Source organism: Bacillus sp. B2-WWTP-C-10-Post-4, assembly GCF_009183805.1.
GTDB classification, from domain to species: domain Bacteria; phylum Bacillota; class Bacilli; order Bacillales; family Bacillaceae_G; genus Bacillus_A; species Bacillus_A cereus.
The window spans coordinates 44,087-57,228 of the sequence record NZ_WEII01000024.1 but is presented as its reverse complement, the minus strand read 5'-3'; the positions used below and the strand labels follow the sequence as shown (position 1 = coordinate 57,228).

The following is a 13,142-nucleotide window of genomic DNA, read 5'->3' as shown; positions in this document are numbered from 1 at the left end:
TTGTTAGAATGCGCTTTATTTACTACAAGAAAATTCCTTTTAAAAAAGAATGAACAAAATTTCAAAAGTGTATTTACATTTGTTCAACTAAGAGTTAGAATGAAGTTGTTAAAAGATATGAGGAGTGAAGATAATGAACATTGCAAAGTTAATTGACCATACAATTTTAAAAGCTAATACTACTAAAGAAGATGTTATGAAAGTAATCGAAGAAGCAAAGGAATATAAATTCGCTTCTGTTTGTATTAACCCAACATGGGTAAAATTAGCGGCTGATGAACTAGCTGGACATGATGTAGACGTTTGTACTGTAATCGGTTTCCCATTAGGAGCAAGCACGACTGAAACAAAAGCATTTGAAACAAAAGATGCTATTGCAAAAGGTGCAACTGAAGTTGATATGGTAATCAACGTAGGCGCTTTAAAAGATGGTGACAACGAACTTGTTGAAAAAGACATTTATGAAGTAGTACAAGCAGCAAAAGGAAAAGCTCTTGTAAAAGTAATCATTGAAACTTGCCTATTAACAGATGAAGAGAAAGTACGCGCTTGTGAATTATCAGTAAAAGCTGGTGCTGACTTCGTAAAAACTTCAACTGGATTCTCAACTGGCGGAGCAACTGCTGAAGATATCGCATTAATGCGTAAAACAGTAGGACCAAACGTTGGTGTAAAAGCATCTGGCGGTGTTCGTACACGTGAAGATGCAGACAAAATGGTAGCTGCTGGAGCTTCTCGCGTTGGAGCAAGTGCTAGTGTTGCAATCGTATTAAATGATGCAAAAGGTGCTACAGATAACTACTAATCATTAATGAAGTGAAGAGCAATAGATACACAAAGTAAAGTGTATCTATTGCTTTAATAATTAAAAAAAATGTAAGCGGATACGAATGGGAGGAGACGGCTTATGAAATACTTAATTGGTATTTTTGGCCTCGTATTGATTTTAGGTATCGCTTGGCTTGCTAGTAATAATAGAAAGAAAGTCAAATATCGCCCAATCATAACGATGGTTATATTACAATTTATTTTGGGGTTTTTATTATTAAATACAAGTGTAGGGAATATATTAATTAGCGGAATAGCAGATGGTTTTGGAGAGTTATTAAAATATGCCGCTGATGGTGTGAATTTCGTATTTGGTGGATTAGTAAATCAAAAAGAGTTTTCGTTCTTTTTAAGTGTATTAATGCCAATCGTATTTATATCAGCTTTAATAGGTATTTTGCAACACATTAAAGTATTACCTATTATTGTGAAATCTATCGGTCTAGCATTAAGTAAAGTAAATGGAATGGGGAAACTAGAATCATATAATGCAGTTGCTTCTGCGATTTTAGGACAATCTGAAGTGTTTATTTCAGTTAAGAAACAATTAGGGTTATTGCCAGAGAAAAGAATGTATACATTATGTGCATCTGCAATGTCTACCGTTTCAATGTCTATCGTCGGATCATATATGGTGTTATTAAAACCGCAATATGTTGTAACCGCTTTAGTGCTTAACTTATTCGGTGGCTTCATCATTGCTTCTATCATTAACCCGTATGAAGTTACTGAGGAAGAAGATATGTTAGAAGTACAAGAAGAAGAGAAAAAGACTTTCTTTGAAGTATTAGGGGAATACATTATTGATGGATTTAAAGTTGCGATTACAGTAGCAGCTATGTTAGTCGGTTTCGTTGCTCTTATCGCATTCATTAATGCAGTATTTAAAGGTGTAATCGGTATTTCATTCCAAGAAATTCTTGGTTATGTATTTGCACCATTTGCATTTATTATGGGTGTACCTTGGCATGAAGCAGTTAATGCCGGAAATATTATGGCAACAAAATTAGTATCGAATGAATTTGTCGCTATGACAGATTTAGCACAAGGAAACTTTAATTTCTCAGATAGAACGACAGCGATTATATCTGTATTCTTAGTTTCATTTGCAAACTTCTCTTCAATTGGGATTATTGCAGGGGCGGTTAAGAGCTTAAATGAAAAGCAAGGGAATGTAGTCGCAAGATTTGGTTTGAAATTACTATTCGGTGCAACATTAGTAAGTTTCTTATCAGCAACAATCGTTGGCTTATTATTTTAATAGATTCGTATAATATAAAAAGGAATGGTGATTGTAATGAGAATGGTAGATATTATTGCAAAAAAACGTGACGGCAAAGAATTAACGACTGAAGAAATCAAATTATTTATTAATGGATATACAGACGGAAGTATTCCTGATTATCAAGTGAGTGCGCTTGCAATGGCAATCTTCTTTAAAGATATGACAGATCGCGAACGTGCAGATTTAACGATGGCGATGGTTGAGTCTGGTGAAACGATCGACTTGTCAGCAATTGAAGGAATTAAAGTAGATAAACATTCAACTGGCGGTGTTGGTGATACGACAACATTAGTATTAGGACCATTAGTAGCTGCTTTAGATGTACCAGTAGCAAAAATGTCTGGTCGTGGTTTAGGACATACAGGCGGAACAATTGATAAATTAGAAGCGGTAGAAGGATTCCACGTTGAAATTACGAAAGAGCAGTTCATTGATATTGTAAACCGTGACAAAGTAGCTGTTATTGGACAAACAGGAAACTTAACACCTGCAGATAAAAAGATTTATGCATTACGCGATGTAACAGGAACGGTTAACTCAATTCCTCTCATTGCAAGTTCAATTATGAGTAAAAAAATTGCAGCAGGTGCTGACGCAATCGTACTTGATGTAAAAACAGGTGCTGGTGCATTTATGAAAACAGAAGAAGATGCAAAAGAATTAGCACATGCAATGGTACGTATCGGAAATAATGTAGGACGTCAAACTATGGCTGTTATTTCAGACATGTCACAACCGCTTGGTTTTGCTATTGGTAACGCTCTAGAAGTAAAAGAAGCGATTGATACGTTAAAAGGTGAAGGTCCAGAAGATTTAACAGAATTAGTACTTGTATTAGGTAGCCAAATGGTCGTACTTGCGAAAAAAGCAAATACGTTAGAAGAAGCTCGTGAAATGCTAATTGAAGTGATGAAAAACGGAAAAGCAACTGAGAAGTTTAAAGAGTTCTTAAGCAATCAAGGCGGAGATAGCTCAATTGTAGACAATCCAGAAAAAATGCCACAGGCGAAGTATGTAATTGATGTACCTGCAAAAACTTCAGGTGTTATTTCTAACATTGTTGCAGATGAGATTGGTATTGCAGCTATGTTACTTGGTGCAGGTCGTGCAACGAAGGAAGATGAAATCGATTTAGCAGTAGGATTAATGTTACGTAAAAAAGTTGGCGATGCAGTAAAAGAAGGCGAGCCATTCGTAACAATCTACGCAAATCGTGAAAATGTAGAAGATGTAAAAGCAAAAATTTATGAGAACATCTCTATCGCTGAAACAGCAGTGGCTCCTAAATTAGTTCATACAGTTATTACTGACTAATCATCATTTCATTTACTTTGAGGGGGAAATAATATGGATAAGAAAAAATATATTGAAGAAGCAAACAAGATGTTATCGAAAGCGTATATTCCGTATTCTAAATTTCCTGTTGGCGCAGCGTTAGTTACGAAAGAAGGGAAAATCTATACTGGTTGTAATATAGAAAATGCTTCTTACGGTTTATGTAACTGTGCAGAAAGAACAGCAATATTTAAAGCAGTATCAGAAGGTGAGCGCGATTTTAGTTACTTAGTTATTACAGGAGAAACTGATGGACCGATTTCACCATGTGGTGCGTGTAGACAAGTAATTGCTGAATTCTGTGATCCGAAAATGCCTGTATTATTAACGAATGTAAAAGGTGATGAAAAAGAAGTGACTGTTGAGCAGTTACTGCCAGGTGCTTTCTCAATAGAAGATTTAAAATAAATTGAAAAGCCATTCTACAATTATTATTTGTGGAATGGCTTTTTTATTTTCAAAAATTGAATGTAATATTTTGTTCATACTCCGTTCATAAACTTTGCTTAAAATAATTGCAGCGAATATAGAAAGTTTACAACAGGAGGAATAGAATGAAGAAATTATATAATGCGGCATTTATTTACTTAATTATTGGTTTATTATCAGGTGTATTTGCAAGAGAGTATTCGAAAGCACAAGGAATTAAAGGATCCACAATGTTGCAATTAGTGCATACACATGTATTAGTGCTCGGTTTTGTATTCTTTTTAATTGCTTTAGCCTTATGTAAAGTGTTTCATGTACAAGAAACAAAGAGCTTTTGTGCATGGTTTGTTGTTTATAATGTAGGAGTAATCTTTACTATTGCTACAATGCTATGGAGAGGTCTTCTACAAGTAAATGGAACTGACTTTTACGGTTTAAGCCATATGGCTGGATTAGGTCATGTTATTATAAGTGTCGGGCTCGTTTGGTTTATGATTTTGCTTAAAAAGTCTTTTAAATAGATAGGAGTGGGAAGAGTATGATAGCACTTTTATCAAGTATTTTAGCGGTTTGTATGGCTGTTGGTGTCATGTTTCTGCGCTTTAAAGCAGCGAAAAAGCCGGTAACGAAAAAGAAAATTATATTGCCGCCAATTTTTATGAGTACAGGCGCAACGATGTACTTTTTACCAGAGTTTCGATTAACATCGTTAGAAATAGTTGAGGCAATTAGTATAGGGCTTATCTTTTCTATTTTTCTTATTAAAACAACTAAGTTCGAAATAAAAGGCGAACATATATTTATGAAACCGTCAAAAGCATTCATATTTATTTTAGTAGGCTTATTAGCTGTACGCGTGGCATTAAAGTCATATTTAAGCCAATCAATTGATTTGGCAGAGTTAAGCGGCATGTTTTTCTTACTTGCATTTGCGATGATTGTGTCGTGGAGAATTGCAATGTATCGCTCGTTTACTAAATTAAAAAAGATAATAAAAAGAGCTGGAATTTCTATATAGGAAATCCAGCTCTTTTTATGTTTTATTAGAATTCTTTAGCTCGGAACTCATTTGCTTAATTTTAAACGTATTTGAGCATCTTGTAATGCAGCAGGTGTAACGTTAAGACCATTTTGATCAACAATTTTTGTGTTTAATAAAATGGAATCTAAGCTTCCACGAAATGTTTGTGTATAGTTTTGGCGCAACATTTGTTGTTCTTGTTTTTCATCAACTGTTAATCCATTCGCTTTTTCTTTTTTTGACAATTCGTTAATACGGAATAAAATGTTTTTCATTTGTTTCACCTCTAGTTAGATGTAATTATATTAGCTACTTACTAATATATAGTTATTGTAACCTATCTTTTAATAAGTGTCAATGTCTATAAAATGCTTTGTTTTGTATGTGTATGGATGAGAGAGGATGTAAATGAATACTAATACTTGAAATAGAAAAGATGCTAATATACAATACTATGGTAGGGTATAAAGGGTTGTTGTTTTACATTTTGAAAGTAATAAGTAAAAAGGAGTATGCAATAATGAATGCAGTAATTTCAAAGAAAGAAACAATCATCTCATATACGATTGCTATTTTATTTATTTTAGCTATGGTAACAGCTGGTGTGTTATTAAATGATCCGGAAGTCATTTTGCCGGAAATAGCAGCGATGGCAATTGCTTTATGGGCGTATCGTGAGCCAGGATGGTTAAGACAACCAGAAAAAATCTTTATTGCACCGTCAATAACAGCTGTTATTGGTTTTGCAGTGAATCAAATGGATATTTCCTATATAGGAAAAGTTAGCTTAACACTTATATTAATGATGTTGTTTTTATGTGTTATTCAATCCAATTTAGCACCATCCATTGCGACAGGTTTATTACCGTTAGTAACAAATGCGACGGAATGGTCATTTGTTATCGCGGTATTTGCTTTAACATTTATTTTAATGATAGGTGTTCTTATATTTAAATTGAACAACGGTATTGAGCGAAAAGTGCAAATACAGTATAAATATATGACTGTATTTCTAATACTAAATTTCGTATGGATCAGTTTATGCTGGGTAACTGGTTATGAACAATTAGCAGTTATTCCACCAATATTAGTTGTTGTGTATGAATCACTTCAAAAGCCGATGTATAATGAAAAAATGGCTTTTAAACAAATATTAGTATTAACTGCATCGGCAACTGTTGGAACTTTATTGTATTTTGCAATTGATTCATGGATTGTAGTCACGTTATTAAATATGATATTAATGGTTATTTTATTAAAAATCGTTGGAGTACGTATTCCAGCATCGTATGCATTTCCATTATTGCCACTCGTATTTCCTGATGAAATGATAAAAATGTTACCAGTAGCTTCATTTGTTGCGGGAGTATTTTTATTTGGTGCAGTACTACTGTATAAAAAGTGGGAGATGAAGCAAAAGGACATGTAGAAGAGTTTAATATAATTTTTAAAAAAGGTAAGTTCAAATGAATTGAACTTACCTTTTTGTATGTATTACCAATATAGAGCAATATCATAAAGTCCGATTAAAATAAGGAGAAAACCGGCTATACGTTGAATGTTTTTTCCTATTTTTCGGCTCTTTTTAAGTAGTGCCCCATTTAATCCTAGATAGGAGATGATGGACATTAATACGACGATAGGCAGAGCAGTTCCTATCGAAAAGAATGTAGGAAACAAGTACCCGTAATTATAGGGTAAAGATAAAGGGAGTAACGTTCCGAAAAATAGCACAAACATAGTCGGACAGAAAGCTAAAGAAAAGAAAAAACCAAGTAAAAATGAGCTGACTTCATTTTGTTTTCGAATAAATTTAATAGGGAAAAGGGTAGAGAAGAAATTTCTTCCTCTTATAATATCTGATAATATTAGACCTATTATTATTAATAAAGGTCCGATCAGTTTGCGTAACCATGGGAAATACAAAGTTAATGTTTGTTGAATTTCTTTTCCTAATAACCAGACTAAAAGTCCAAGTGTCGTAAAAGCTATTACTTTTCCTAAAATGAATAACAGTATATGTTTCCAGGTATGTCCCTTTTGTAAAGATTGATTTCCATAAAGTGTAATAGCGCTAATGTTTCCTGTTAATTGGCAAGGAGCAAGTGTACCTACAATGCCTAATAAAAACGCAAATAAAAGAGGTACAGATTTCGTAGCATTCGCGACATCTATTAAAGGAGACATGAGTTGATAGCTCCATGCACTAATTGTTGAAAACACGTCATATTCACCTTTCTAATTTAATTGTAATGTTCCCTCTTTAGTAATCTGTTTCCACGTTTTACCCTCATCGGTAGAAAGGAACACATTTGCTTTCATTGTAGCAAATACGATTTCAGCTGGATTTTGAGGGTTTTGTGATATATACATAATTGTATCTTTAGGATCTAAAGGTGGAATTTGTATGTTTGTCTCCTCATTTGTAGCAATTGATTTCTTCGTTACGATTTGCTTATTGATAGGCGCGTAAATAACATCTTCATTACTTAATGTAATTGCGGTCGATTCAAGTGATTTAGCGAATATTTCAAACGTATTTCCGTAATCTGTAGATAAGTAAACACCGTCTTTGGCACTTACTGCGACTACACTAGATTGATTCGGATGTACGGAAAAGGAATGAATCATACTTGAAAGACCTTTTAACTTACTATTTTCCCAATCTTGTCCGTTGTTCGTACTGAAATAAAAACCTTGTTGTAATTTAGAATTTGGACGCTCATTGTATAAATAAATTGCTTCCGTATTATATCCGACAGCAAGGTTATGAAAATCAGATTCTCCGTAAAACGCTAGCTTTTCAAGTGTATTACCGCCATCAGAACTTTTCATTAATCCTAAAGGATTTTTTAAATCTGCTCCTGGTTCAGGATGACCGCTGGCAAAGAACCCGTTCTTCGTTGCCTGAAACCCCATATAATCATGTAATCCAGTCTTAGTTTCAAGCCATTTTCCATTTTGATAAACTTTTATCCCGCTATGAGTGGCGATAGAAACCCCAGATATATTTCCTGCATAGCCAATTCCGTGAATGTGCTCGATTTTTCCAGATGTAATTTCTTTATAGAAGTCTTGCGGACTCGTATTTGCTGTTTCTATATTTTTTGACTCAGATTGCACCGTTTCTTTCTTCACGGGTGCTGTTTCGGTGTTGCTAGAACATCCAGTAATTATGAATAAGGAAGTAATTGCTAACCCTGTTGCTACATAATGTTTCAAAGTTGTGGCTCCTTTCCTATATATGAGATTTTAAGTATATGGAATAAATGTCAAGAAATTGTGGAGTGGTATGCATAATGTAGATTAGATGGGCACTAGTAAGGGGAGATTTTCCTTTTTCTATGAGTACTATTAATTGACGAAAAATTGTAACAATAATAAAATGAATTGATTAGATCATTAGTTTTTTAATCATACATAGAACGCTAGGGGGATTATCATGAAATCAACATTTTTTGCTCAAAATAGAGAACGATTAGCAAACACATTACCAGAGGGGTCTATTACGATTTTATTTGCGGGACAAGCACCGCATATGTCAGCTGATGCACATTATAAATTCGTACCGAATCGTAATTTTTACTACTTAACGGGAATCGATGAACCAAATGTTATTTTTATGCTGAAAAAGGTTGGAAGTAGTGTTGAAGAAACACTTTTCATTGAAAAGTCAGATCCAGTAATGGAAAAATGGGTCGGTAAAACAGTTTCTAACGAAGAAGCAGAGAAAATTTCAGGTATAAAGAAAGTTGTATATTTAGATAGCTTTGAAAAGACAATGTCAAATATACTTTTTACAGAAAATGCGAAGCATCTATATTTAGATATAGAACGTCGTGATTGGAATGGTACGGAGACAAAAACATTAGCATTTGCTAAACATGTAAGAGAAAAATACCCACACGTAACAATTGGTAATGTATATCCGAACATTTGTGAATTACGAGTATTTAAAACAGAGGAAGAAATTGAAATTATTAAAGAAGCGATTGCTATAACGAAAGACGGTATTTACAACGTACTTAAGTATGCAAAAGCAGGCATGATGGAGTATGAATTAGAAGCACAATTTGATTTTACACTGAAGTCATCTGGCATTAAGTACCATGCGTTCAATACAATTTTGGCGAGTGGGAAAAATGCTACAGTTCTTCATTATGAAGATAATGATGCACAAATTCAAAATGGTGACTTAGTATTACTAGATTTAGGTGCTCAAAAAGACTACTATAACGCTGATATTAGTTATACATTCCCGGCAAATGGAACATTCTCTAGTCGCCAAAAACAAATTTATAATATTGTATTAAAAGCATTAAAAGAAACAACAGAGATTATTAAGCCAGGATTAAAGTTCGCTGCATTAAATGAGCATACAAAAAAGGTACTGGCAGAAGAGTGTAAAGCAATTGGTTTAATTCAAGAAGATGAAGAGTTATCAAAATACTATTATCATGGTGTCAGCCATTTCCTTGGTTTAGATACACATGATGTAGGAACATATAAAGATAGAGTGTTAGAAGAAGGTATGGTTATAACAATTGAACCTGGTCTTTATATTGAAGGAGAATCAATTGGAATTCGTATTGAAGATGACATTCTTGTAACGAAAGACGGGTATGAAAACTTGTCAAAAGATATCATTAGGGAAGTTGAAGAAATTGAAGAATTTATGAGTGTAAATAATGAACATGTAAAAGGAAACCAAGCTGTAGTAAAATAATAAAAGAGTCATCACTAATTTATTTGAACTTTATCTCGAATCGTGGACAATTAAAAAATCCATGATTCGGGATAGGGTTCTTTTCTTCGAAATACTAATCTTTAATTATTAATCCTAATAAAGTAGCAAACTGAACAGCTTGATATGTCGATACTTTACATCCTCTTAAATCGTTCACTGAAACTGTAAGTGTATCAAAGGTAGAAGAACTAATATCTATCCCCTTCAGTGATGTCTGATCAAAATTAGCTTCATCAAGACTACATAATTGGAATTCAACTTTTTTAAGTTTACAGTCAAAAAAATCTGCATTATTTAATGAAGTTTCATTGAAGATGATTTTTTCTAGTTTAGAATTTCCAAATGCCGCTAAATTCAAAATTGAATTCTCAAATTTAACATTTCCTAAGCTAGATCCTGTGAAATTTACTCCGATTAATTTACTGTTTTTAAATTCGACTCTGTGAACAGAAGAATTGCTTAAATTAACATTTGATAAATCACAGTTTTCAAAACAAACATCTGTAATATCAATATTGCTAAAGTCTGTATTAGTAAACTTACAGTTTTTTATCACCGCATCATATAACCGCACTCTATCTACAGATTCATTTTCGAAAGTGGAGTCTATAATTTCACACACTTCCAATGTTGGATCTTCTTCATAAAAAATATCTTGAAAATTCTTTGAAGATAACTCTGGTGAAATTTTTGGTCTATCAATTTTCATCGTATATCAATCCTCTTCTATTTGATATATTTGTGTAATTTGAGTCCATTGTCTGTGAGGAACATTAGTTCTTATTATACAAAAATCTAAGTTCTTTTGTGAAGAGCATTTTAGCTACATTTTTCTTATTTAATAATAGCAGTGTTATTGTTTCTTAAGAAATAACGTCAAAACAAATACGAGAACGGCTAATATAGTCGCTACAAGGAAAGCATTTTGTATTACTAAAATATTCGTCTCTTGTAATGTCTCCGCTTTTAGTAATTTTCCAATTAGCTTACGTAAGATCTAATTACATCTCCTTATTTTCTTGAAAATCAACTTCTATAATGATTTTGAAAAAGAATAAGGAGGGATTGTCCATGAAGCGAGTTGTATTAGCAGCCGTTACTGTCTCTGTAATATTTTTAATTGCTGCCTGTTCTGTGACGACAAATACAACAAATGATCATAAAAATATGAATGATAACAAAACACTACAGACTGAAACAGCTACAACACCATTGAAGGTTGAAAAAGGGCCAGAAGTTACTTTAATAGCGAAAGAAGAAAAGCAAAAATTAAGTAACGGTGTTATTGTTCCAGTCTGGACATTTAATGGCTCATCTCCTGGTCCAGAAATTCGGGTGAAAAAAGGTGAAAAGGTGAAAGTGACATTAAAAAATGAATTATCTGCACCAGTATCTATTCATTGGCATGGATATCCTGTCCCAAATAACATGGATGGAATTCCGGGCGTGACACAAGATGCAGTTGACCCAGGAAAAAGTTTCACTTACGAATTTGAAGCGAACGTACCAGGAACGTACTGGTATCACTCGCATCAAGATTCTGTAAATCAATTAGATAGAGGTTTGTATGGAGCGCTCATTGTAGAGGATACAAAGGAAAAATATGATAAAGATTACACATTACTGTTGGATGAATGGGTTACAGATAAAGAAGAAATTAAAAAGCAGTTAAAAGAAATGACAAAAGGGCAAATAGGTAATAAATCTAAAGGTGATGAAAATACGAAAAAGAATGATGATAAGAACGGCATGGATCATTCTGGTATGGACATGGGCAGTGATCAAAAAGACTCTGGCAATATGGCAGGAATGGACCATGGAAATATGAAGATGGAAGGTCATGATATGAGTATGTATGATTTATTCACAATCAATGGAAAAAGCGGTGATTTAGTAGTGCCATTGAAAGTGAATAAGGGAGATAAAGTTCGTCTTCGACTTGTTAATGCTGGTTATCTATCACATGATATACATGTTCACGGTCATGATATAAAAGTAATTGCGACAGATGGTCAACCAATAAACAATCCAAAAGTTATAAAGGATAAAGTAATTTCAATCGCACCGGGTGAACGTTATGATATTGAATTTACTGCTAATAATCCTGGGAAGTGGTATGTTGAGGACCATTCAAAAAATAAAAGTGCAAAAGGAATGAAAGCTGTTATTGAGTATGATGGCAGCAAAGAGATGAAAGATAAAGCAGATGAAAAGGGAAAATTAGCGAAATTAGATATGACGAAATATGGTGCTAAAAAATTAGGTAGTTTCACGTTAAATCAAGAGTATACTGCCACATATAATATGGACTTAAATACGCAAATGAATGAAAATGAAATGGTATATACAATTAACGGAAAGGTATTTCCGGATATTGACCCAATTCAAGTGAAAAAGGGTGATTTAGTAAAAGTGAAATTGGTAAATCCTTCTAAAATGGATGATCACCCAATGCATTTACATGGTCACTTCTTCCAGGTGTTGAGTAAAGATGGAAAACCGATAGAAGGTTCTCCAATTGTAAAAGATACATTGAACTTAAAACCAGGAGAAGAATATGAAGTAGCCTTTGTAGCAGACAATCCCGGTGAGTGGATGTTCCACTGTCACGACCTACATCATGCTTCAGCAGGGATGGTAACGGAAGTGAACTATACAGATTATAAATCTGACTATGTTCCAAACCAAAACATTCCTAATAAGCCAGAATAATAGGAAGCAGTTATCCTATGGATAGCTGCTTATTCATTTTTGTTGCAAGTACTAATTTATATGTTGAGTATGCCCAGGTGAAGGTGCAGGAGTATGATCTGGGAATGTCGCGAATACGGCAACGATAATTACTACACTAATTGAAAGTAATAACAAAAAACGACGTTGGATAAAAGTAGAAAAGTTCTCCGATAACAATTGAATCACACAGGACATAGTAATCGTTATAGTAAGTAAAAGGCTAATGAACAATATACTATGAGCTTGTTGAGCGTTTAACATTTCTGTAATCATTGCTCCCATCATACTTGCCATTAATCCAGAGAACAGTCCTTCTAAAGCAGTATATAGGTGAAAACGTAGACCCACTAAAAAACCGATAAAACCACTAATTAAAATAGCAAGTAAAGTAGAATATAGTAATTCCCCCTTAAAGAGAATGCCTAAATAAAAACCAATACTTAAACCGATACTCATACTAAAAGACATAATAAATACCATATACTCCATTAGGGTACCCTTACGTTTAGAAATATTGGATGCAATAAGAATTGAGGTACAGCAAAGTGTTAAGGTAGTTAACGTATAAGCAAACATTATGATACCTCCTTGTCCTATCGTTCATTTCATCATATGTGTACTTATGATAATTTATATCTGCATATTATCTGCACAATTTCATAGATGTAAGCAAAGGAACGCTTGATTTTTTAGGGCGTCTTTTTTAATTGTAAGCATGTGAAAGAAATTGTTATATTATGAGTTTCTATTGTGAAGCCATAAAG

The 13,142-nt window shown here is 33.6% G+C and carries 14 protein-coding genes; 9 read left to right on the top strand and 5 right to left on the bottom strand.

What is annotated here, in order from left to right; translation table 11 throughout:
- The first annotated feature begins 133 nt into the window (after window positions 1-133).
- The 6 genes from deoC to GBN78_RS12635 all read left to right on the top strand — a co-directional run bounded on the left by deoC (window position 134) and on the right by GBN78_RS12635 (window position 4,895).
- Entirely contained in the window at window positions 134-805 is a 672-nt protein-coding gene (gene deoC, locus GBN78_RS12660) for a deoxyribose-phosphate aldolase (protein ID WP_001017441.1), read from the top strand.
- A gap of 102 nt (window positions 806-907) precedes the next feature.
- On the top strand, window positions 908-2,089 hold the full coding sequence (locus GBN78_RS12655; RefSeq protein ID WP_000876173.1) for a NupC/NupG family nucleoside CNT transporter: 1,182 nt from the start codon (window positions 908-910) through the stop codon (window positions 2,087-2,089).
- A 36-nt stretch (window positions 2,090-2,125) separates the two neighbouring features.
- Entirely contained in the window at window positions 2,126-3,427 is a 1,302-nt protein-coding gene (locus tag GBN78_RS12650; protein ID WP_152127456.1) for a pyrimidine-nucleoside phosphorylase, read from the top strand.
- 33 nt (window positions 3,428-3,460) lie between these two features.
- Entirely contained in the window at window positions 3,461-3,856 is a 396-nt protein-coding gene (locus tag GBN78_RS12645; RefSeq protein WP_000358532.1) for a cytidine deaminase, read from the top strand.
- A gap of 146 nt (window positions 3,857-4,002) precedes the next feature.
- Window positions 4,003-4,398, top strand: a complete 396-nt coding sequence (locus GBN78_RS12640) for a DUF2871 domain-containing protein (protein WP_000737863.1) — start codon at window positions 4,003-4,005, stop codon at window positions 4,396-4,398.
- A gap of 17 nt (window positions 4,399-4,415) precedes the next feature.
- Window positions 4,416-4,895 (top strand): CcdC family protein, encoded by a 480-nt coding sequence (locus GBN78_RS12635; protein ID WP_152127455.1) that lies wholly within the window; start codon window positions 4,416-4,418, stop codon window positions 4,893-4,895.
- Window positions 4,896-4,942: 47 nt separating this feature from the next.
- Here the strand turns inward: GBN78_RS12635 and GBN78_RS12630 are convergent, their stop codons facing one another.
- The gene (locus tag GBN78_RS12630; protein WP_000789773.1) at window positions 4,943-5,173 is read right to left on the bottom strand and encodes a DUF896 domain-containing protein; all 231 of its coding nucleotides are present in this window, start codon (window positions 5,171-5,173) and stop codon (window positions 4,943-4,945) included.
- Window positions 5,174-5,418: 245 nt separating this feature from the next.
- Between GBN78_RS12630 and GBN78_RS12625 the strand changes: the two genes are divergently transcribed.
- Window positions 5,419-6,327 carry an HPP family protein gene (locus GBN78_RS12625; RefSeq protein WP_152127454.1) on the top strand — a complete coding sequence of 303 codons (909 nt, stop codon included), beginning with the start codon at window positions 5,419-5,421 and terminating at the stop codon, window positions 6,325-6,327.
- Between the two features lie 65 nt (window positions 6,328-6,392).
- Here the strand turns inward: GBN78_RS12625 and GBN78_RS12620 are convergent, their stop codons facing one another.
- Window positions 6,393-7,121 carry an urease accessory protein UreH domain-containing protein gene (locus GBN78_RS12620; RefSeq protein WP_226798480.1) on the bottom strand — a complete coding sequence of 243 codons (729 nt, stop codon included), beginning with the start codon at window positions 7,119-7,121 and terminating at the stop codon, window positions 6,393-6,395.
- Between the two features lie 15 nt (window positions 7,122-7,136).
- Window positions 7,137-8,120, bottom strand: coding sequence for a F510_1955 family glycosylhydrolase (locus tag GBN78_RS12615; protein ID WP_152127453.1), 984 nt, complete (start codon window positions 8,118-8,120; stop codon window positions 7,137-7,139).
- Window positions 8,121-8,340: 220 nt separating this feature from the next.
- Here GBN78_RS12615 and GBN78_RS12610 point away from each other — a divergent pair, with 220 nt between their 5' ends.
- Window positions 8,341-9,624 carry an aminopeptidase P family protein gene (locus GBN78_RS12610; RefSeq protein ID WP_152127452.1) on the top strand — a complete coding sequence of 428 codons (1,284 nt, stop codon included), beginning with the start codon at window positions 8,341-8,343 and terminating at the stop codon, window positions 9,622-9,624.
- A gap of 94 nt (window positions 9,625-9,718) precedes the next feature.
- Here the strand turns inward: GBN78_RS12610 and GBN78_RS12605 are convergent, their stop codons facing one another.
- Window positions 9,719-10,354, bottom strand: coding sequence for a pentapeptide repeat-containing protein (locus tag GBN78_RS12605; RefSeq protein WP_000687273.1), 636 nt, complete (start codon window positions 10,352-10,354; stop codon window positions 9,719-9,721).
- 362 nt (window positions 10,355-10,716) lie between these two features.
- Between GBN78_RS12605 and GBN78_RS12600 the strand changes: the two genes are divergently transcribed.
- On the top strand, window positions 10,717-12,357 hold the full coding sequence (locus GBN78_RS12600; RefSeq protein WP_152127451.1) for a multicopper oxidase family protein: 1,641 nt from the start codon (window positions 10,717-10,719) through the stop codon (window positions 12,355-12,357).
- 51 nt (window positions 12,358-12,408) lie between these two features.
- Here the strand turns inward: GBN78_RS12600 and GBN78_RS12595 are convergent, their stop codons facing one another.
- Window positions 12,409-12,954 (bottom strand): hypothetical protein, encoded by a 546-nt coding sequence (locus tag GBN78_RS12595; RefSeq protein ID WP_152127450.1) that lies wholly within the window; start codon window positions 12,952-12,954, stop codon window positions 12,409-12,411.
- Window positions 12,955-13,142 lie beyond the last annotated feature (188 nt).

Bases quoted from the DNA above. Each gene is read 5' to 3' on its own strand.
- GBN78_RS12645 (WP_000358532.1), top strand. From the start codon at position 3,461: ATGGATAAGAAAAAATATATTGAAGAAGCAAACAAGATGTTATCGAAA.
- GBN78_RS12655 (WP_000876173.1), top strand. From the start codon at position 908: ATGAAATACTTAATTGGTATTTTTGGCCTCGTATTGATTTTAGGTATC.
- GBN78_RS12595 (WP_152127450.1), bottom strand. From the start codon at position 12,954: ATGTTTGCTTATACGTTAACTACCTTAACACTTTGCTGTACCTCAATT.
- GBN78_RS12650 (WP_152127456.1), top strand. From the start codon at position 2,126: ATGAGAATGGTAGATATTATTGCAAAAAAACGTGACGGCAAAGAATTA.
- GBN78_RS12610 (WP_152127452.1), top strand. From the start codon at position 8,341: ATGAAATCAACATTTTTTGCTCAAAATAGAGAACGATTAGCAAACACA.
- GBN78_RS12600 (WP_152127451.1), top strand. From the start codon at position 10,717: ATGAAGCGAGTTGTATTAGCAGCCGTTACTGTCTCTGTAATATTTTTA.
- GBN78_RS12625 (WP_152127454.1), top strand. From the start codon at position 5,419: ATGAATGCAGTAATTTCAAAGAAAGAAACAATCATCTCATATACGATT.
- GBN78_RS12635 (WP_152127455.1), top strand. From the start codon at position 4,416: ATGATAGCACTTTTATCAAGTATTTTAGCGGTTTGTATGGCTGTTGGT.
- GBN78_RS12630 (WP_000789773.1), bottom strand. From the start codon at position 5,173: ATGAAAAACATTTTATTCCGTATTAACGAATTGTCAAAAAAAGAAAAA.
- deoC (WP_001017441.1), top strand. From the start codon at position 134: ATGAACATTGCAAAGTTAATTGACCATACAATTTTAAAAGCTAATACT.
- GBN78_RS12640 (WP_000737863.1), top strand. From the start codon at position 4,003: ATGAAGAAATTATATAATGCGGCATTTATTTACTTAATTATTGGTTTA.
- GBN78_RS12605 (WP_000687273.1), bottom strand. From the start codon at position 10,354: ATGAAAATTGATAGACCAAAAATTTCACCAGAGTTATCTTCAAAGAAT.